Consider the following 21266-nt stretch of genomic DNA (forward strand, 5'->3'; position numbering starts at 1 on the left):
ATGACGATATTCATTGATAGTTCTGGGTTGCCCTCACTACACAACTCGTATAAAAAAACCCCGTATGAACGGGGCTTTTCTATAATACATATTTACACTGTAAAGGTTGGAAAACTAGAAGGGGATATCGTCGTCAAAATCAATGGTTGGTTCCATTGGGTTTGATGCGCCACCCTGCGGAGCACTTTGTGGTTTAGGAGCGAAACCACCTTGCTGTTGTGGTGCACTTTTTTGCTGTGGTGCATAACCACCTTGCGGCTGATATTGATTACTTTGCTGCTGTGGTGCTGGAGCCGGTTTTGGTTGTGCTGCTGGTGCGGCTTGTTGCTGCGGATTATAGCCACTTTGCTGTGCAGCTTGGCCTTGGTTATTTTGACCGTAACCACCGCTTTGTTGACCACCTTGCGGCTGATTACCTTGGTAACCACCACTTTGCTGATCGCCACCACGTGCGCCTAACATTTGCATTTGACCAGTAAATCCATCTACAACTATTTCTGTAGTGTATTTTTCTTGGCCTTGTTGATCGGTCCACTTACGTGTTTGAAGTTTACCTTCAACATAAATTTGTGAACCTTTACGACAATATTCACCAACAATTTCAGCTAATTTGCCAAAGAACACAACACGATGCCACTCAGTTTTATCAACCATTTGGCCAGTGTTTTTATCTTTATAGCTATCCGAAGTTGCTAAGGTAATATTTGCTACACCATTGCCGTTAGGCATATAACGAACTTCAGGATCTTGCCCTAAATTACCAACCAAAATTACTTTGTTCACACCGCGTGCCATGGAACCATCTCCTATAAATGTTAGATTAAACCAGCTACTTTACGTGCTTGGTCTAGGTCAAATTCTTTATCATTAATCTTTAAATAGCTGCGACTTTCATCGCGAACCACAGTTGCTTCTATTACGCCTGGTAAAGCAACTAACTGAGAAGCAAGTGTTTGAGCATGCTCTTCAGAATCTAATTTGGTCATTAAACTAATAACTTTACTTTTGGGTGGGACTTGCATTTTCCACGCAATAATAAGCCATATTAACCCAACAAGTGCCGCTGCCGCAAACACAGCTTGCGTCGTTGTAGTTTGTGCTACATAACCACCTAACATACCGCCTAAAAAGGCGCCTAAAAACTGACTAGATGAGTAGCCACCCATTGCTGAACCTTTTTGGCTTGCAGGTGCTATTCGCGATACAAGCGCAGGCATAGTGGCTTCTAAAAAGTTAAACGCCACAAAATAAAGCAGCATACACACAGCAATGCCTACTACACTATTAACCCATACCGACATTGCTAGCATACTAATAGTTAACAAGGCTACTGAGCCAATAAATGCTTGTTTTTCTTTCTCTTTTTTAATGGCCACAATCATTATTGGTACCATTAATAAAAATGCTAAAAATAGCACTGGAATATATAAATACCAGTGATGGTCGGCAACTAAGCCATCTTTAATTAATTGACTCGGCAGTACGACAAATATTGTGGTTAGCGTTAAGTGTAATAGCAATACACCTGCATTTAATCGTGCTAACTGAGGGTGCTTAATTAGTTTTTTTATGTCGCTAAAGCTTGCTAATGTATCGCCTTTGGGCGCTTTATTTACCGCATTTGGCACTAGCATAGTCACTATAAATATACCAAAAACAGCTAAAATAGCAGTCAACCAAAATACACCCGCAATACCCCACGAAGCTGCAACAATTGGCCCAAGTAGCATAGCAAAGGCAAAGCTCATTCCTATGCTCATACCAATAACGGCCATTACCTTTGGTCGTTGCTCATCGCGGCTTAAATCTGAAGCAAACGCGAGTAGTGCACTGGCTATTGCGCCCATACCTTGTAGAGCGCGGCCTACGGTAACCATTTGAATAGAGTCAGCTAATGCAGCAACTACAGAGCCAATAGCAAATACGACTAAACCACCAACAATAACCTTTTTACGACCAATCTTATCGGATAATCGACCCATAGGTATTTGCAATACGGCTTGCGTTAAACCATACGCACCAATGGCAAAACCAATCCAAATAGGCGAAAAACCTTCAAGCGATTGTCCATAAATAGCCAATACAGGCATCAGCATAAACAAGCCGAGCATTCTAAATGCAAACACACTCGCCAGCGATACTGCGGCGCGTTTTTCTCGTGAATTAAGTGAAGATGCGGTCATTATCTGCGTGATCTTACTCTATGAAAAATTGAGGTTGGGATTCTACCATAAGCTTGGCAATAATTAATCGCCTATAAGTAAGGATTTTTCATTGATCAAGGATTAATATTGCTTCGTATTATGCGATACTGAGTAAATAATTTTGGTAATAAACGAGATAGCATGGAAAACATTGAAGTCCGAGGCGCCCGTACGCATAATTTAAAAGACATCAGCCTAACCATCCCACGTGATAAATTAATAGTTATTACTGGTCTATCTGGTTCGGGGAAGTCATCACTTGCATTTGATACACTTTATGCAGAAGGACAACGCCGGTATGTTGAATCACTTTCTGCGTATGCAAGACAATTTTTATCGCTTATGGAAAAGCCTGATGTAGATCACATCGAAGGCCTCTCTCCTGCAATTTCTATTGAGCAAAAATCAACGTCTCATAATCCACGATCAACTGTGGGTACTATTACCGAAATTTACGATTATTTACGACTTATGTTTGCCCGCGTTGGCGAACCACGATGCCCTACACATGATTTACCACTTGCTGCGCAGACAGTTAGTCAAATGGTAGATACTGTTTTGGCACTGCCTGAAGGCAGTAAATTAATGCTGCTTGCGCCTATAGTAAAAGAGCGTAAAGGTGAGCATGTTAAGTTATTAGAGCAGCTATCAAGCCAAGGTTATATTCGCGCCCGTATAGACGGTGAAGTATGTGACTTGTCTGATCCACCAACACTTGAGCTTCATAAAAAACATACAATAGAAGTTGTTGTAGACAGATTTAAAGTAAAAGATGGCTTACAACAACGCTTAGCTGAATCGTTTGAAACCGCGCTTGAAATGTCTAATGGCGTTGCACATGTAGCATACATGGATGATAGCAGCGCTGAAGAAATTCTATTCTCAGCAAACTTTGCCTGCCCTACTTGTGGCTATGCAATGACTGAGCTAGAACCGCGTTTGTTTTCGTTTAATAACCCTGCTGGTGCGTGCCAAACCTGTGATGGTTTAGGTATACGTCAATATTTTGATCCTAATCGCGTAGTGCATAACCCAGAGTTAAGCCTTGCTGGCGGTGCAATTAAAGGCTGGGATAAACGCAGCTTTTATTACTATCAAATGCTACAAGCGGTTGCGGATCATTACAATTTTGATTTAGATGTGCCTTATCAAGATTTAGACAGCGACTCGAAAAAAATTATTTTAGATGGCTCTGGTAGCACTAAAATTGCGTTTAATTATCGTAACGACCGTGGCGATTTAATTACGCGTAATCATGAGTTTGAAGGCGTTTTAAATAACATGAATCGCCGCTACCGCGAGACCGAGTCAAACTCAGTACGCGAAGAGCTTGCTAAATACCAAACAAGCCAAGCATGTCCTAGCTGTAATGGCTCGCGTTTACGCGAAGAATCTCGAAATGTATTTATTGGAAAAACCAACTTACCTGCAATCACGTGCATGAGTATTGGTGAAGCTATGGAGTTTTTTGAAGGGTTAACGCTAACCGGACAAAAAGGCCAAATTGCTGAAAAAATACTAAAAGAAATTCGCGACCGTTTATCGTTTTTAATTAACGTTGGCCTAAATTACTTATCACTTGAGCGCAGCGCCGACACACTATCAGGTGGTGAAGCTCAGCGTATTCGCTTAGCGAGCCAAATTGGTGCAGGCCTTGTAGGTGTAATGTACGTACTAGATGAGCCATCTATTGGGCTGCATCAACGCGATAACGACCGTTTATTACAAACATTGGTACATTTACGCGACTTAGGTAACACCGTTATTGTGGTAGAGCACGATGAAGATGCTATTCGTGCCGCTGACCATATTATTGATATTGGCCCAGGCGCGGGTGTTCATGGTGGGCATATTATTGCTCAAGGAACACGCGACGATATTTTAGCAAGCAAAGAGTCTGTTACGGGCCAGTTTTTATCAGGCGTACGTAGAATAGAAATACCAAAAGAACGTCACCCAACAAACGACAAATGGCTAGAGCTATTTGGCGCAACAGGTAATAATCTTAAAAATGTGGATTTAAAAATCCCATTTGGTTTAATGACCTGTGTGACAGGTGTATCGGGCTCGGGTAAATCAACGTTAATAAACGACACTTTGTTTAAACTTGCTCATACAGAGCTAAATGGCGCAACAACTGCCGAAGCGGCACCGTATAAATCAATTAGTGGTTTAGATCATTTTGATAAAGTGATCGATATTGATCAAAGCCCGATTGGTCGTACTCCGCGTTCAAACCCGGCAACCTACACAGGTATATTTACCGGCATTCGTGAGTTATTTGCAGGTACACAAGAAGCGCGCTCACGTGGCTACAAAGTAGGTCGCTTTAGCTTTAACGTTAAAGGCGGACGCTGTGAAGCTTGCCAAGGTGACGGCTTAATTAAAGTTGAAATGCACTTTTTACCTGATGTGTATGTACCGTGTGATGTATGTAAGAGTAAACGCTATAACCGCGAAACCCTCGAAGTACAATACAAAGGTAAAAACATACACCAAGTACTTGAGATGACTGTTGAAGACGCTCATGATTACTTTGATAAAATACCGGCTATTGCGCGTAAGCTTAAAACGCTGATGGACGTTGGTTTGTCGTACGTGCGTTTAGGTCAAGCCGCTACTACTCTCTCTGGTGGTGAGGCGCAACGTGTAAAATTAGCGCGCGAGCTATCAAAGCGTGATACTGGTAAAACGCTCTACATATTAGATGAGCCAACAACAGGCTTACACTTTGCTGATATTGAACAGCTGCTTGTCGTACTTCATCGCCTGCGCGATCACGGCAATACAATTGTTGTTATTGAGCACAACCTCGATGTTATTAAAACAGCAGACTGGGTTATCGATTTAGGACCTGAAGGCGGAGCTGGCGGTGGTGAAATACTCATTGCAGGCACGCCAGAAGAAGTAGCCGAATGTGAGCGTTCACATACTGGGCATTACTTAAAATCTCTATTAAGTAAATAGAGGTTTGGTTGTTACAAATCAATCTGCATTAAGGTTATTTAACTGTCGAGATTGCACTTAATTAAAAATAGCGAGAAGATTCACTTCTCGCTATTTTTTTGCTCTAACTTTTCTTTTATCAACATAATACCAATCGAAAATGCTATTAAAGAAAAACAACACACTGCTACAAGCTTAATCTAGAAAGATAGACACGCCCTAGTCATTCCAACTTATCTGTATTATTTGCATGTCTTTATATTTAGCACCCGTGAATAAAATTTCGTTATCTGAACTCACTTCAAAACCAATAGGTCGAAAGTCCACGTGTATATCTTGTATAGTTTGCTCGTGTAAATTTAGTCTAGCGACTCTAGAAATAGAATCTGAATAATAGAAATAGTCTTTGCTAACTCCATACGCAACTGACTTTTTGGCGTTTTTAGGTAATTCCCAGCTTTGCCTATCTGAAAGGCGAATTAACTGATTATCATTGGTTACGTACCCGTTACCTTTACTATCTGAAATGAGTTTATTAGCTTTTATACCTTCTATTACACGTGTATCACGTGTTACTAAATTAAATTCTGCCAATATATTTTTTGAACCAAGTCGCTTAACATAAATAATGCTGTCGTTATTTTTTGACCAAATATAGCTTACTATTTTATGCTTATTAAATTCTTCAAATGGATAAAATTTTTGAGCGTTTACGTCATAAAGTGAAAAACCTTTATTTTTCATGAATATCATGCGTTGCTTATTAGGAGAAGCTCTTAGTCCTCCTAATACAAAAGTTGATGAGCCATCATCGTAATTAAAAAAGCTAAGTTGCTTTGTAAGACCATTTTGAGAGAGCCACAATTGACTGCTGCCAGAACGCTCTGATACAAAAACATGTGCTGTCCCTTCCTTATTAATTATTTCAGCAATGTTGTACTCGTCTTTATCACTTTTATAAAGTGCTTCATACTCAGGATTATCACCAAAAGGGTCTGTAGCTTTAATAAGCGAGTATGCCTGTGTCATATTTTCCGAGTAAAATAGGCTGTTATCAGAGTGAACTGCAATATAATAAGGTGAAATTGCTGGGGTAACCGTTAGTGTGCGTTTAATAATATTATTTTCCTCAACCACAATGGTTGAAAGTTCAGAGCCTTCAAAAACAATCACGCCTTTATCGTCTGCAAGCCAGTCAAACGCGAAGCTAATTATGCTTTTCTTTGCTTTAAATAACCGCTTGGTTTCATGGGTCTCAAAGTTGTAGCTAAATACAGAAAAAGGCTTACCCTTTTGACTAAGTACATATGCTATTTTACTACCAGAATGAGATAAACGAGGCATGATTACGCCATACATGACGCCTGGTGGTGGGATCACTATGAATTCTTTTTTAAGTTCTAAATCATATTTATATAAACCTGAACCCTCATGCTCATTTTTATATTCGGTGTAATAAATATGCTCACCACTTTCGTCTACTTGCGCATAACCTGTGTATCTAAGGTCACACTTTTTAATTAATGTAGCCTTTCCTATAACAGGAAACTGGCTTAAATCAACGAGAACCATTTCACACTTTTGCTGCTTTAAGTTAGTCGCTTGTAACAACACAGAGTGCTGATTTAACTGCCACGATAAAATGGATACTTGAAAGCCAGGATAGGTAATTTCAACTTCCCTTTGATCAGATAGTCGTTTTACAAATGCATGCATTACGTCATTTTCAGGTTCAACATTTGTATAAGCTAAATATTGTTTATCTGAGGACATCTCAGGATGAACCTCACTGCCTATATTCCACGTGCTTGCTACCTTATTAACCGTGATCTGTTTAATCTTTTCGCTAGAAGGTGCATTAATAAAAAACAACCCAAACCATACTAAAAAGCACAGGCAAATAATGGCGAATAAAGAATAAATCAAAAACTTTTTACTATTCGTTCTTTGAACTGGTTGAGAAGTAGTTGCAGTAGCTATCTCTTCATTTTTGGCAGAAATACCCGGTGAGTCAGACAAAATGTTTGCAGGCTCTTTCAAAACGTTTGCTTGCGTTAAACGCTCAGGTATTACTGTTAGGCTATATCCTTTACGGTAATGCGTTTTTAAAAGCGGCGCTTTTTCAATTGGGTGGGCAAGCTGCTTTCTTAACTCTGAGATTGCACGGTTAATCGCATTATCGTCAACAAAGCTTTGTTGCCACACACTCTCAATAAGCTCTTGGCGGGAAACGATTTGTTGAGGCTTATCTATAAAGTGGAGTAATAACTTTACTAAAAGTGGATCTAATTCCCTTTCTAAATGGTTTGAAGTAATCACACAGCGATTACTAATAAATTGCCAAGGTCCGATTTGATAATTCATAGTCTTTACGTATTTTTATTTTTATAAACCGTATCACATCTACACTTTATTTTATAGAAAAAGCATTTTAAACCTTATATTAGCATTATAAGGTTTAAAGCTAACATACTAAATTTAAACAATTATTTAGCTTTAAAACCTTATCTATTAATTGCTCATAACTAGATAAGCGACTCTTAATAAATTCAGCGATATTCTTTAAACCGTCATCAACAAGCAGCTTAGTAAAAAATCATTTGTGATTCTAAATTGGCTGCAGCAAAAAATACAAAAGGTTTAATTATGAACAGCACAATGAAAAAAATACTACCGGCTTTACTACTAGCAACTGCTTTTAATACTACTTCAGTTATTGCAGCTGACACTAAACAAAACACCGTTCAAAATAATTTTGAGAAATGCATGATTGGTGAAAGCATAAAGGCAATTAGCCCTGTTAATCAAAAACTACAAAAAACAAACAAAATAGACGCTTCTGAGTCTTTAAAAAGTAATGTTGATAAGCAAACGTTACTTTCTTCAATAGATGAAAAAATATCAGCTGAGCTTGACTCTTCAATGAGCAAAATAAACTCGCAAATTGATAAAAATCTTTCAAAGGTAACATCGTCAATCACTACATATTTCAGCAATGTGTTATCGAACTAAAAACAATAAAATTAAAAGTTATATTAAGGAATTATCATGAAAAAATTCACAAAAAAATTAGTATCTGCCAGCGTATTACTTAGTTGCAGCCTTTTAGCAAATACAGCACAGGCTCAAAGCTCTGTATGGCAAGTAAGTAATGGCAATGACTCACTATTTATTGGCGGTACAGTTCACATACTACCTAAAGCTGAAATGCCACTACCCGCTGAGTTTAACCATGCTTATGAACAAGCAGATACAATTATTTTAGAAGCACCGTTACCTGACCCAGCCGACACCAATGCACAAATGCAAATGTTAGGTGCGCTATCGTATACAAATAACGAAACGTTAAGTCAAAAGCTAGAACCCGAGATTAAGGCTTTACTTGAAAATAAGCTTAGCGAGTTTGGCGCTAACCTAGCTAAGTTAGATGGTTTTCGCCCTGCTATGGTTAGTATTGTTTTAATGTCGATGGAGCTTCAAAAGCAAAATTTAATGGGTGAAGGGGTTGATGCTTACTTTACTAAAAAAGCGACTGAAGATAACAAAACAAAAGATTACTTAGAAACAATGGAATTTCAGTTAGAGTTTTTTAAAACAATGGGTCAAGGCAACGAGAACGATTTCATTAAACGTAACTTAGCCGAGCTTCACAACTATGGCGATATGTTTAAAGGACTTTTAGCTGCCTGGCGCAAAGGTGATACAGACACACTGAATAAAGTGGCACTTGAAGATATGCAGCAAAATGATCCGAATAGCTATAAACAAATCATTACAGATAGAAATAATGATTGGTTACCAAAAGTAGAAGCCATGTTTAACAACGACAAAAATGAGTTTGTACTTGTTGGAGTTGCCCACCTCGCAGGACAAGATAGTTTACTTACCTTACTTGAAAACAAGGGCTATAAAGTTTCTCTAGTTGATATTGATAGCACGGCAGATATAACAGTAAGAGGGGCTGAATAATGGATAAAACAGATAAACTAGCGATATCGCTACTGTTTCTATTTGGGTCTATCATGTTGATATGTGCTATATAAAAAATGCCGCTAACAAGCGGCATTTTTTTATTTTAATAAACTTACCCGCGAGGAATAAAACCAAGCGCATCGTATACCGATTTCAATGTTTTCTCAGCACGTACACTTGCTTTTTCAGCACCTGATTTCATTATGCTATTAAGTAGGTTTTGATCTTCTCTGATCTCTTTAAAGCGAGCTTGAATTGGCTCAATCATGTTTACAACTGCATCTGCTGTATCTTTCTTTAAATGGCCATACATTTTATCTTCATACTCAGGAACTAGGTCTTCTATTGAGCGCTTAGTTGCAACACTCAATAAAGTAAGCAAGTTTGATACGCCAGGCTTTTCTGTGCGATCAAAATAAATACGTGCTTGTTCATCTGAATCTGTTACTGCTTTTTTAAGCTTTTTCACAATTTGTTTAGGCTCATCTAATAACATGATGTAACCATTTGGGTTTTCGTCAGACTTAGACATCTTTTTAAGTGGGTCTTGCAAGCTCATTACGCGTGCACCAAACTCAGGAATGTACGGCTCTGGTAATTTAAATACGTCGCCGTATAAATTATTAAAGCGTGTTGCTATATCGCGAGTAAGCTCTAAGTGTTGCTTTTGATCTTCACCAACGGGTACTTGATCAGCTTGGTATAATAAAATATCCGCAGCTTGCAATACCGGATATGAAAATAAGCCCACGTTTACGTTATTTGCATGCTTAGATGACTTGTCTTTAAACTGAGTCATTCGATTAAGCTCACCCATTTGCGCGTAACAATTTAATACCCACGCTAACTGTGCGTGTTCAGGTACTTGTGATTGTACAAATAACGCAGATTTTTCAGGATCAATGCCACATGCCGCGTAAAGAGCAATACCATCCAACACTCGAGAGCGCAGTAATTCAGGCTCTTGGCGAACCGTAATAGCGTGTAAGTCTACTAACATAAAGAAACTTTCGTGGTCTTCCTGTAACTTTAGCCACTGGTTAATAGCGCCAACATAGTTGCCTATTGTCATACCACCGGTTGGCTGAATGCCGCTTAAAACTACTGGTTTACTCATGATTTTCCTTTATTTTGCTTAATTAATAATATTTAACGCTGCGTTAGAACAGGTATTATATCTAAGAAGTGATCGCATAGGTACTGTGGATTATAATCCTTGAGATTTTCACCTTGGTTATAGCCGTAACTAAGTGCGATTACGTCTATATTAGCGGCTTTAGCTGCAAGTATATCGCTTTTAGAATCACCTATCATTATCGCTTTACTAGGTTCAACCTTTAGTTTTTTACAGGCAAATAACAATGGATCTGGCGATGGTTTTTTTGCCATATCGTCACCGCATACAATCACATCAAAATGACTCGTTAGTGCCAGTTTATCAAGTAGTTTTTCTGTAAATATTCGAGACTTATTAGTGATTAGTGCTTTAGACATACCACGAAGTGCTGCAAGCCCGGTTTCTACATGTTGGTACAAAACACTATACTCACCAACTTGTTGTTCATAGTGCTTATAAAACTGTAATATTGCTTTACTACTAAGTGACTCATCTAGATGCTCACTCACTTGCATATCACCACTCAAAGCGCGTTTAACGAGGACTTCAACCCCATTACCGACCCAGCTTTCGACCAAGCGTTGGCTAACAATAGGAAAAGCGAGGTCACTCAAGGTTAGGTTAATAGCAATATACAAGTCGTAAACGCTATCAACTAAGGTACCATCTAAATCAAATAAGGCTATATCGTATTTCATTACTTAACACTTCCAAGCTGCTCACGCATTTGATCAATCACAACTTTGTAATCTGGTTGGTTAAAAATAGCTGAGCCTGCAACAAACATATCAGCGCCTGCTTGTGCTGCTGCTGCAATGTTATTGACTTTAATGCCACCATCAACCTCTAAGCGAATATCTCGACCCGATTCAATAATGCGTTGCTTAGCTTGGCGTAATTTTTCAAGCGTATGAGGGATAAAGCTTTGCCCGCCAAAACCTGGGTTAACCGACATAAGTAAAATGGTATCTAGCTTATCAATAACATGATCTAAATAACTTAAGCTTGTAGCAGGGTTAAACACTAAGCCTGCTTTACAGCCGTGATCTTTTATTAACTGTATTGTACGATCGACGTGCTCACTGGCTTCTGGATGAAAAGTAATAATTGATGCGCCAGCCTCTGCAAACAATGGAATAAGACTATCTACAGGCTTAACCATTAAATGTACGTCGATAGGTGCTGTAATGCCGTAATCTCTGAGTGCTTTACACACCATAGGACCAATTGTGAGATTAGGTACATAGTGATTATCCATTACATCAAAGTGAACCACGTCAGCGCCCGCTTCGAGTACTTTATCAACATCTTCGCCTAGTTTTGCAAAATCAGCAGACAAAATAGAAGGGGCTATTAAATATTTTTGCTCTGGGTTAAACATGATTAACTCCATCAATAAATAGTGTATTGCGTTAATGTAACTTAATTGAAGATGTTACCCAAGTAATATGGCGTAATAGCCCCTATTTCAGGTAACTTTAAGTTTGATATTTAATCAATATTTGCTATGATTAAAAAAGTAACAAATTATTGGATTTCATCATGCGTGCTTTTAAAACTGGGATATTAATTGCGTCGGCATTACTGCTTATCGGGGCGTTTAGCTTTGATTCAAGCTCTGAGCAAGAATTAAGCTCAGTGGGTAATTGTCATAATACACAAGTGGTAAGTGCTCAAAACACATTAACTACAATCACGTGTATTAAAGCTGAAGAAGAGTCATCGTGGTTTTCGTGGTTAACTGGCGATAGCCGTAGTGCTCAGTTTCATTACCTCGATTTACTAGAGCTACTTACTAGCTCTGATGATTCTAAAAACACTCCATCTTTAAAACCTTTATTTTAAATAATGCTGCAATTTTTTAGTGCGTTGCAAAGTGTGCTAGCAGCATTTTTTGGTGTTCAATCTGAAAATAAACGCCAAGTCGATTTTAAACAACACTCTCCTGTCTCTATCATCCTAATTGCGGTTGTACTATTTATTGCTTTTGTTATCGCAATTTACGCTGTGGTTGCTTGGGTGCTAAATACATAGCCATCAACTCGTCAACTTTATTTCTAGAGCCACCTTTGGGGCTAATAGTGCGCTTTACTTGAATTTGGTCAAGTGATGCTTGGCTATAAATTTTTCGAGTCCATACGGTATCGTGATTAGAGATAAGCACTGGTGTATCATTTTCAAAGGCAGCCTTCTCAGCCAGATTAGCCAAATTAGCCTGATCATCTAAATTAAACCCCCCTTTAGCGTAAGACGTAAAAGAAGCGGTTTTACTTAATGGTACATAAGGTGGGTCGCAATAAATAACTGCATTGTTAGGCACTAACTTAAAAACATCATCGTAATCTAAACAGGTAAAGGTTGCTTTTTGTGCTTTTTCAGCAAAAAAATACATTTCTTTTTCAGGAAAGTAAGGCTTTTTATATTTACCAAAAGGCACATTAAAAATACCTTTTAAATTATACCTACAGAGTCCGTTGTAACCATGGCGGTTCATGTATAAAAACAATATTGAACGTTCATATACATCACGACTTTGATTAAACTGCACACGATATTCGTAATAAGCATCTGCGTGATTATTCAAATCTACAAATAACTTTTTAGCGTCACTAATCAGCTCATCTGGAGAGCTTTTTAGCTCTTTGTATAAGTTAATTAAGTCTGCATTTATATCGTTGAGAATATAGTGTTTAAAGTCACTATTTAAAAACACAGAGCCTGCACCAACAAAAGGTTCAACCAACGTATCAGCATGCTTGCTAGCTTGGTTTAATCGCGCATTAATATTTTCAACTAGGCTGTATTTTCCGCCGGCCCATTTAAGGAAGGCTCTACTCTTTTGCTGCATTGGCTCTTTACTTCAATCTGGTGTTGCGCGATTTTACACTAAAGCAGTGTGTTTTACTGATCAACGAGTGCTATTTCTTGCTTTATTTTACTAATTTTTTTATAGAAAGGTTTATTTTTTCTAACCTCAGCAGATAAAGTATCCATTGCTGATTTTGCTTCGTTTATACTTTCAAAACTGCCAAATGTAACAACCCACCATATTTTATTATTTCGCTTTGTTTGGTAAGTATGAGTTTGCTGCTGTAGATTGAATTGAGCAATAAAATTATCGCTAACTTCCTGCTGAGTTACGGCTAATAATTGAATAACACTATTTGTATCTATTTGCTGCATGTACCATATATTATCTTGGCTGATCTGAGTTTGCTCTGCTGTATTTACTTTTAGAGCTTCAGATTTAACGTCACTTGATACACTGCTTTTATTATTAGTACTATCATCAACATCATTGTCTAATACGTTAACTGTGTTGCCAGGTTCGGTAAGGCTTTGCATTATGGCAGGCACATCATTAATGTGTACACGCTCTGGCTTAATATCTGGCTCAACAACTTTGGGGTCATTTAAGTTAATTATTGAGTCATTTTTCTTTATAGCCGGCTCACTTACTTGCTCTATAGATATTGCTGTATTTACTACTTGTGTTTCTTCTTGTTGATAATACTGTTGCCACCACTGTGTCATATCCGACTTATAAAGCAGACCAATAATTAAAAGCATAATCAGCAACATCAAAATCAATAAGTGTAATCGCCAAGACACTTTGTCTTTAACAATAATATCGGCTATGTGCTCACTAGGTTGCCAAGCAAGCAATAAGCTTGGATTACCGTGAGTCTCAGCTAAAAAAGTACTAAATACAGGGTCTTCATCATAGGGTAAGTCTGTAAAGTACCACTGCAATAACATCTTGCTTTCTCGAAGCGTTAGCGGCTCCAGATAAATTTCAACAGCGTTATTTAAAGCCAGTTTAGACTGTGAAGCTATTATAATATATAGCGTATTTGGGCTGTTTTTAGAAAGTAACTCAAGCTCAATTAACATCTCATCAGATAATTGCCTACCGCCATCAAGTACCCATAAACATGGCCCGCATGGTTGCTGCTGCAGTAATTGGTAATAGTTTTCAGGTAAACTTAAGTTATGATCAATCAGGGGAGAGTTAAAGCTTTGCTCTAATAACTCACTCATTAGCTGAGCATCAGTCATTTGCGCACTTACTTGCACGAAGGCTTTATTAAAGTCGTTGTATTTATCTGTAATGAAGGTTTCGAGCATATAGCTTTTACCTAGCCCAGAAGTGCCAAGTAAAACAATTAAATTTTGCCCGTACTCAAATTGCAGTGCGATTCTATCCACCAAAGCCGCACGGCTTGGTAAAATTTGTGACTGCATTTACTGCTCGATTAAGTCTCTAACTTGATCATCAGATACATTATCAACTAATGCACACTGGCCAAATTGGGTAGGTAGAATAAAGCGGATAGTGCCTTTTTTATTCTTTTTGTCTTTACGCATATGCGTTAAAAACTGCTCGCTAGTCATTTGCTTTGGAATTTCTGTTGGTAAATTATATAGCTCAAGCAGCTTAATAATTCGATCAACTTCGCTTGCGCTTAAATCTTGGCGTGTCTTGGCAAGTTTAGCTGCTAATACCATTCCTGTTGCAACAGCTTCGCCGTGTAACCAAACGCCATAACCCATCTGTGCCTCAATTGCATGGGCAAATGTATGGCCTAAGTTTAACAAAGCCCGTAAGCCATGTTCTTTTTCATCTTGAGCAACTATAAGCGCTTTTATTTCACAACATCTAAAAATGATATGCTGTAAGCATGCTTCATCTAGTTGCTGTAAATTAGTCACATTTCGCTCTAAATAGGCAAATAATTCGGTATCGTAAATCAGACCATACTTAATTACCTCAGCCATACCTGCTGCAAACTCTCGTGCAGGTAGAGTGTGTAATGTTTGCGTATCAATAAAAACCGCTTGAGGCTGATAAAATGCCCCTATCATATTTTTACCTAACGGATGATTTACTGCCGTTTTTCCACCTACCGATGAATCAACCTGTGAAAGCACTGTCGTTGGTATTTGAATAAACGGTACGCCGCGCTGATAACAAGCCGCTACAAAACCAGTTAGGTCACCTACAACACCGCCACCTAACGCAATTAAACACGTATCTCGGCCACAGTTATTTTGTAGTAAAAATGCTGATATTTTTTCAAACCATTCCAGTGATTTATATTGCTCACCGTCAGGAATAATAAAAGATAGCGGATTTAGATCAGCTAATGAATCAAGTAACCTTTGCAAATATAAAGGCGCTATTGTGTCATTAGTAATGATGATAGGCCGACAATCACCAATGTGGTGAACCAGGCGGCCATTATCTTGAAGTGCAGATTGCCCAATATAAATAGGATAACTTCGCTCGTCCAAATTAACAGTTAATTTAAGCATGCTTGGCTATTCCTTTATTATTGGTTTTTAAAAATCTAATTTCTCGATGATTTGGTTAGCAACAACTTTAGCGCTTTGCTCATCGGTACGTACAACAAAATCAGCAACTTCTTTGTATAGTGGCTCGCGTTCTTCTGCTAAGCGCTCTAGTACGTTACGAGGTGCTTCTTCAGTTTGCAGTAATGGGCGACGCTTGTCGCGTTGCGTGCGTGCAACTTGCTTCTCTATAGGTGTCTCTAGGTATACAACGATACCTCGAGCCGAAAGCTTGTTTCGAACTTCTTTGCTCATTACTGAACCACCACCGGTAGCAAGTACAATACCTTGCATCTCGGTTAAATCGCCAATAACAGACTCTTCTCGAAGTCTAAAGCCTTCTTCACCTTCAAGATCGAATACCCATGCAATATCTGCACCTGTGCGGCGTTCGATTTCTTGATCAGAATCAACAAATTCAAGGTGTAATTGGTCAGCGATGTGACGACCAATCGTGCTTTTGCCAGCCCCCATGGGGCCAACTAGAAATATATTACGTTTCTCAGCCATATCTTTTAGTACAAACAAACTCTAAAATTTGAAATAAAACCCCGCCTAACGACCTGGCCCCAAAATTAAGGAGGGGATTATCTCAGTAATTGCGGGGGTATTTCAAGTCAATTAGCATAAAAAGCCATATAACGAGCAATTAATCTAAATAATCACCCGTTGGTTAACATAAAACCACTGTATTTTAATCAATTTGTATTTTTGGTGTCACAAAAATAAGTAATTCACGCTTTTCATTAAACTCACTTGTGGTTTTAAATAGTCTTCCTACGTAAGGAATGTCACCTAAAATTGGCACTTTACTCGTAGTATTAATGATCTGCTGCTGGAAAATACCACCGAGTACTACGGTTTGTCCATTCTCAACTAACACTTGAGTTTGAATCTCTTGGGTATCAATAGACACTGCTTCACCTGTTCCCGTTTGTACAGTATCACCACGAGTATCTTGAGTAATAATTAAGTCTAGAATTACTTTATTATCAGGTGTGATATGAGGTGTCACTTCTAAGCTTAGTACCGCTTTTTTAAAGCTTACAGTAGTAGCACCACTTGAAGCTGACTCAGTGTAAGGGATTTCAGTACCTTGCTCTATTCGCGCTTTTTGCTGATTAGCCGCTATAATACGCGGACTAGCAATAATTTCGCCTTTATTCTCTTCTTCAAGAGCACTTAGCTCTAAATCAATTAATGTACCGTTAGCCAACTTTGCTATGTGCAAACCAATACTGGCCGCAGGATTAGAAATTGGTAAATTTACATTTAATCGATCTGAAATACTTGGCGCATTTGAAGTTGATGTCGCGTTATAAATACCTTCTGCGCCTTCAAGGGAGCCAGAAATACCAACACTACTGCCTTGATCACTAAACCCCCAGCGTACGCCTAAGTCTTCAGTAACGTTATCGCGCACAGTTACCATTCGAGATTCGATTACAACCTGCTGTACCGGAATATCGAGTGTTTCTATCATCCGGCGAATGTTTTCTATACTCTTTACAGTATCTTTTACCAATAAAGTATTTGTACGCTGATCAACCGATACACTACCACGGGCAGTTATAATACTGTTCCTATCTGTTTTTAATAAGTCAGCAAAATTTTCGGCTTTAGCATAGTTTAATCGAATGTATTCACTATAGAGTGGTTCTAAGTCTTCAACTTGCTGTTTAGCTTTTAAATCTTTAGCTTCACGTGCCGCAAGCTCCTCTGCAGGCGCTACCATTAAAATAGAGCCATCCATCCGTTTGTCTAGCCCTTTAATACGCAATACTACGTCAAGCGCTTGATCCCACGGTACGCCATCTAAGCGCAGTGTTATATTACCTGTCACTGAATCACTGGTTACTAAGTTAAAATCGTTATAACCCGCAATAATTTGTAGTGCTGCTCGCACAGAGATATCTTGAAAATTTAAGGTCATAGGGCGACCTTGATACTCAACGCCACCATCTAAATAGGCGTTTTGCGTTTCATCTTTTTCTACCGTCAGCGTTAAAATATTATCTATTTGCTGGTACGTAAATGTAAACTGAGCGTTTGGCTCAATAACGACACGACTTAATCCGTCTTCTTTAAAAGTCTCGATATTACTTACAACAGTACCAAAATCTAATACATCTAATTCATAAAGTAGGTCATCTAAAATATCGGTGTGATGAAAGTCAGCGTAAATTTTACCGCCACTTTCATGGACTTCAATTGCAGCTTGAGTGTCTTGTAAAAATACGAGTACTTTCGCTTCGCCCTTTTCACCACGTCTAAAATCAATTGATTGGATACGGTTGATGTAATTTCCACTTACGTCACCTGAGTCCATCGCTACATCTTCATTTTCAGATTCTGTAAGAGGATTATCAGACACGCGTATTGATACTAAGTTGTTATGAACTTCAGTTTCATAAATTTTTAATCTATCTAAGTTTACCGTTACCTTTAAACCACTGTTAGTTAAAACATTAGTAACACTGCTAATTCCAGCTTGATTAACTTCAACATCATTTAAACCAACCTCTAACTCTGCGGTATCAAAAAACATTTCGATTCGGGCTGGGCTATTAAACACCTGAACTTTTGGCTCAAGCGTTAACTCTTCATCAAAAACTAGCTGTAACTCAGTTTCGCCTTTAAGTAATGGATTATAACGAACATCATAAAGTAACGGCCCTGCAACGGCTGAATTTACAGTGACTAAAGCAACAGCAGCCAGTAATGTTTGTGAAATACGATGAAGCCAAAGTACATCCTTATGCATGCTATTTTTTACCTTTTTTATTATTAATTTGCGCCATCTGTTGCCGCCTCTAACATTTCTAATTTAGTCAAGCGCTCTTTCCAACAGCCAGACCCATCAGGGATTAATTCCACTAACTCTATATAGTCGTTACTTACTGTTTTTACTTTGCCATCATAACTACCAAGGTAATTCCCTACCGTTACACGATGCAAAGTAGCGTCAGTTGCTGTTATTAATGCCCATATTTGTCCACTAGAACCAATTGTGCCTTTCATTGCTAAGTTATCTAGCGGGTATTTTTCTAACGGTTCGCGGCGACGCTCTTGATCTGGGTGCAAACAGTTTTTTACTTGCGTTAATTTATTTTGAATTATTTCAGGCTGGGGCGCTACAAATGGACTACGTAGCTGCCCTGCACTATATTCAAATATTTCAAACTTTGTAAGCTCAGGAATTGATTCAACCTTTGGTGTTGTACTTGCCTTAACTTGATCAATGAATTCTTTTTGCTCAGACGTATCATCATTACAACCAGCTAAAACAAACGCTATTGCTAAAGGTACTACGCGAAGGAGTTTCATTTTTTAACCCCTTCTTCATAACGATATGTTTTTGCAACAACACTGAATGTTAACTGTTTATCGCCCGATGATAAAATAGAAAAATCATGCAGGCTTACAATTCGTGGTAACTGAGCCACTTTACCTACAAACTCACCAAACTCATGATAGGTACCGATCACTTCAATTTTAATCGGCAGCTCGGTATAAAATTCTTTCTCGACTTCTGGTAACCAACCTATTTTTAAAAAAGTCAGACCACTTGTTGTGCCAACATACGACAAATCATCAAGTAAACCAGGGGTTTCGTTAGAGGTAGGTAAACGTTTTAATAATTGTGAAAACTTATCTTCCATTTCAATCATTTGTTGACGATAAACATCTATTCTACTAGCTACTGCGTACTTAGTACGATAAGTAGTGCGTAACTCGACCTCTTTCGCAACTGCACTGTGGTAACTATCAATTTCATCAGAAACTAATAGACTGTAACTAAAAAACAATACAAGTCCGGCGACAAACGTACAGCAAATTGCTTTAACTGCAATAGGCCAATCGCCAATGTTATCGAGCTCTATTTCATTCCAATCAATTTCACTCAGTGCTTTAAAATCAAGGCTCATCGCTAACCTCACCAATTTTATTAAATGGTTTTACATAAAATTCCATATTAAAATCACTGAGTAAACGCGAAGATTGATCGCCTGCAACAATGCCCTGCATTGAAGGATTCTCTAGTAAATATGAGCTTTGTACTTGGCGCAGCATTGTTGATAAACGGTTATTAGATTCACTGCGTCCCAATACATGTATTTGGCTGCCTCTGCGCTCGAGTTTTGTTAAATAAACCCCACCCGGCACTATTTTGGCAACTTCATCCATTATTTGCGTACCCAAATTACGGCTGCTTTGTAACTCTTCAATGAGTCTCATACGCTGTTGTAAGTTTTCTTTTCTTTTATCTAAACTTCTAATTTCATTTATTTTTTTATCTAGCATGCTAATTTCTGAACTTAAATAGTTATTCTTTAAGTTTTGACCGTCTTTTAATGCACTATAAAAAGAGCTTAATAAGTACATACTCGCAAAACAAAGTATAACGACACCAATAAGTATAGTTACAAATTTTTTTTTCGATTCTTCGCGCTGCGATTCACGCCAAGGAAGTAGATTTATATGTGGCATGTTGAAAAGCTCCTTAATGCCAACCCTGTCGCAATTGCAAACTGCGTTTTGTGACGCTGCATTACATTACGATCTACTTTTGGAGAAATTTCCATATTTTCAAAAGGCTCAGCAACGACAGAGTGGATACCAAGTTCTTCAATGAGTAATCGGTTGATACCTTTTATCATCGATGTACCACCCGTTAGAACAATATAGTCTATTTGCTCTTTACCGCTGGTTGTTAAAAACATTTGCACCGCACGTCGCACTTGTTGAAGTAACGTAGTTTGAAAAGGGGCTAATACTTCAAAGGTATAGTTTGGCGGCAAATCACCTGATGTTTTACCAATTTCAGCTTCATCAAAACCTTTATTATAATAAGCAACAATACTATTTGTATATTGGTCGCCACCAAAAACTTGGTCACGTGTATAAATTGTTTCCCCAGCTTGAACAACGCTCACGAGCATTAAAACCGCACCAATATCAACCACAGCCACACATTTATTAAATGCGTCGCTGGGTAATTGTTGGTAATACACATCCATTGCACGACTTAATGCATAGCTTTCTACATCAACTATTTTAGCTTCTAAATTTGCAGCTTCTAAAGCGCCAACACGCGCTTCTACACTCTCAGTACGAGCAGCTGAAAGCAAAACATTCATTTTACTAGGATCGGCCTCATTCGTCGAAAGCTTCTCAAAGTCGAGGCTCACTTCATCAAGAGGATATGGAATTAAACTATCGGCTTCAATTTCAATTTGCGACTCAAGTTCAGCATCAGTTAACGATACATCCATGAAGATCACTTTTGTAATGACTGTTTGGCCAGAAACAGCCACTGCTGCAGATTTTAACGACTTTGGTAATTTTTTTCTTAATTTTGTAATTACGTTACCAATCGCTTCAATATCTTGAATTGTGCGCTCACTCATTGCGCCTTTTGGCATCGGCTCAATTGCAAGTGCTTCGAGTCGAAATCCAGTTTCAATTTCACGTAAAAGCACAGCCTTAATAGAGTGTGATCCAATATCAATTCCTACCATCATTTGGGACGGTTTTTGAAATAGTTGACTTAGCATGTTTCAACTTGGCCTTTGTTTTAATAATAAACAAGTTATAATTTTTATATGAAAAAATATTATTCATTTTTTAATCAATATATACTAGCAGTCAAAACTCGCAATTGGGAGTCCATT

19 protein-coding genes and 1 pseudogene are annotated in these 21266 nt (G+C 38.3%); 5 read left to right on the top strand and 15 right to left on the bottom strand.

Annotation, left to right across the window (positions count from 1 at the left end; translation table 11 throughout):
- Positions 1-114: 114 nt before the first annotated feature.
- Together ssb and GQR45_RS01115 are read right to left on the bottom strand one after the other, a co-directional pair.
- Positions 115-795 (bottom strand): single-stranded DNA-binding protein, encoded by a 681-nt coding sequence (ssb, locus tag GQR45_RS01110; protein WP_165724866.1) that lies wholly within the window; start codon positions 793-795, stop codon positions 115-117.
- A 20-nt stretch (positions 796-815) separates the two neighbouring features.
- Positions 816-2183 (bottom strand): MFS transporter, encoded by a 1368-nt coding sequence (locus tag GQR45_RS01115; RefSeq protein ID WP_010553785.1) that lies wholly within the window; start codon positions 2181-2183, stop codon positions 816-818.
- Between the two features lie 162 nt (positions 2184-2345).
- Between GQR45_RS01115 and uvrA the strand changes: the two genes are divergently transcribed.
- A complete protein-coding gene (gene uvrA / locus GQR45_RS01120) occupies positions 2346-5171 on the top strand; it encodes an excinuclease ABC subunit UvrA (protein WP_165724867.1) in 2826 nt (941 codons plus the stop codon).
- Between the two features lie 198 nt (positions 5172-5369).
- Here the strand turns inward: uvrA and GQR45_RS01125 are convergent, their stop codons facing one another.
- Positions 5370-7514 (bottom strand): winged helix family transcriptional regulator, encoded by a 2145-nt coding sequence (locus tag GQR45_RS01125; protein ID WP_165724868.1) that lies wholly within the window; start codon positions 7512-7514, stop codon positions 5370-5372.
- Positions 7515-7796: 282 nt separating this feature from the next.
- Between GQR45_RS01125 and GQR45_RS01130 the strand changes: the two genes are divergently transcribed.
- Positions 7797-8162, top strand: coding sequence for a hypothetical protein (locus tag GQR45_RS01130; protein WP_165724869.1), 366 nt, complete (start codon positions 7797-7799; stop codon positions 8160-8162).
- 36 nt (positions 8163-8198) lie between these two features.
- Positions 8199-9119 (top strand): TraB/GumN family protein, encoded by a 921-nt coding sequence (locus GQR45_RS01135; RefSeq protein ID WP_007586291.1) that lies wholly within the window; start codon positions 8199-8201, stop codon positions 9117-9119.
- A gap of 115 nt (positions 9120-9234) precedes the next feature.
- Here GQR45_RS01135 and trpS read toward each other — a convergent pair whose 3' ends face one another.
- From trpS to rpe, 3 genes are read right to left on the bottom strand one after another with little or no spacing between them, the layout of a single operon-like run.
- The gene (gene trpS, locus GQR45_RS01140; protein WP_024589884.1) at positions 9235-10239 is read right to left on the bottom strand and encodes a tryptophan--tRNA ligase; all 1005 of its coding nucleotides are present in this window, start codon (positions 10237-10239) and stop codon (positions 9235-9237) included.
- Between the two features lie 32 nt (positions 10240-10271).
- Positions 10272-10937, bottom strand: a complete 666-nt coding sequence (locus tag GQR45_RS01145) for a phosphoglycolate phosphatase (RefSeq protein WP_007586289.1) — start codon at positions 10935-10937, stop codon at positions 10272-10274.
- The gene (gene rpe / locus GQR45_RS01150) at positions 10937-11620 is read right to left on the bottom strand and encodes a ribulose-phosphate 3-epimerase (protein ID WP_165724870.1); all 684 of its coding nucleotides are present in this window, start codon (positions 11618-11620) and stop codon (positions 10937-10939) included. The genes GQR45_RS01145 and rpe overlap by 1 nt, the downstream gene beginning before the upstream one ends.
- Before the next feature lie 161 nt (positions 11621-11781).
- Between rpe and GQR45_RS01155 the strand changes: the two genes are divergently transcribed.
- Together GQR45_RS01155 and GQR45_RS01160 are read left to right on the top strand one after the other, a co-directional pair.
- Complete coding sequence (locus tag GQR45_RS01155) at positions 11782-12084, top strand: hypothetical protein (protein WP_007586287.1); 303 nt, start codon at positions 11782-11784, stop codon at positions 12082-12084.
- A gap of 3 nt (positions 12085-12087) precedes the next feature.
- Positions 12088-12273, top strand: a complete 186-nt coding sequence (locus GQR45_RS01160; protein WP_007586286.1) for a DUF2970 domain-containing protein — start codon at positions 12088-12090, stop codon at positions 12271-12273.
- Here GQR45_RS01160 and GQR45_RS01165 read toward each other — a convergent pair.
- The 9 genes and pseudogenes from GQR45_RS01165 to GQR45_RS01205 all read right to left on the bottom strand — a co-directional run bounded on the left by GQR45_RS01165 (position 12230) and on the right by GQR45_RS01205 (position 21149).
- Positions 12230-13087 (bottom strand): Dam family site-specific DNA-(adenine-N6)-methyltransferase, encoded by an 858-nt coding sequence (locus GQR45_RS01165; protein WP_007586285.1) that lies wholly within the window; start codon positions 13085-13087, stop codon positions 12230-12232. The genes GQR45_RS01160 and GQR45_RS01165 overlap by 44 nt on opposite strands.
- A 53-nt stretch (positions 13088-13140) precedes the next feature.
- Positions 13141-14484: an AAA family ATPase gene (locus GQR45_RS01170; protein ID WP_165724871.1), complete on the bottom strand. Its 1344-nt coding sequence runs from the start codon at positions 14482-14484 to the stop codon at positions 13141-13143.
- Positions 14485-15555: a 3-dehydroquinate synthase gene (aroB, locus tag GQR45_RS01175; protein ID WP_007586276.1), complete on the bottom strand. Its 1071-nt coding sequence runs from the start codon at positions 15553-15555 to the stop codon at positions 14485-14487.
- 27 nt (positions 15556-15582) lie between these two features.
- Positions 15583-16101 (bottom strand): shikimate kinase AroK, encoded by a 519-nt coding sequence (aroK, locus tag GQR45_RS01180; protein WP_004589350.1) that lies wholly within the window; start codon positions 16099-16101, stop codon positions 15583-15585.
- Positions 16102-16285: 184 nt separating this feature from the next.
- Positions 16286-18392: pseudogene (locus tag GQR45_RS01185) on the bottom strand (type IV pilus secretin PilQ family protein).
- Positions 18379-18918 carry a pilus assembly protein PilP gene (locus GQR45_RS01190; RefSeq protein ID WP_165724873.1) on the bottom strand — a complete coding sequence of 180 codons (540 nt, stop codon included), beginning with the start codon at positions 18916-18918 and terminating at the stop codon, positions 18379-18381. Before GQR45_RS01190 ends, GQR45_RS01185 begins: the two are co-directional and overlap by 14 nt.
- Positions 18915-19520, bottom strand: a complete 606-nt coding sequence (locus GQR45_RS01195; RefSeq protein WP_165724874.1) for a type 4a pilus biogenesis protein PilO — start codon at positions 19518-19520, stop codon at positions 18915-18917. Before GQR45_RS01195 ends, GQR45_RS01190 begins: the two co-directional genes overlap by 4 nt.
- Positions 19510-20082, bottom strand: a complete 573-nt coding sequence (locus GQR45_RS01200) for a PilN domain-containing protein (protein ID WP_165724875.1) — start codon at positions 20080-20082, stop codon at positions 19510-19512. The genes GQR45_RS01195 and GQR45_RS01200 overlap by 11 nt, the downstream gene beginning before the upstream one ends.
- Positions 20070-21149 carry a pilus assembly protein PilM gene (locus GQR45_RS01205; protein ID WP_165724876.1) on the bottom strand — a complete coding sequence of 360 codons (1080 nt, stop codon included), beginning with the start codon at positions 21147-21149 and terminating at the stop codon, positions 20070-20072. The genes GQR45_RS01200 and GQR45_RS01205 overlap by 13 nt, the downstream gene beginning before the upstream one ends.
- Positions 21150-21266 lie beyond the last annotated feature (117 nt).

It is taken from the genome of Pseudoalteromonas sp. SA25 (assembly GCF_011378705.1).
GTDB classification, from domain to species: Bacteria; Pseudomonadota; Gammaproteobacteria; order Enterobacterales; family Alteromonadaceae; genus Pseudoalteromonas; species Pseudoalteromonas arctica.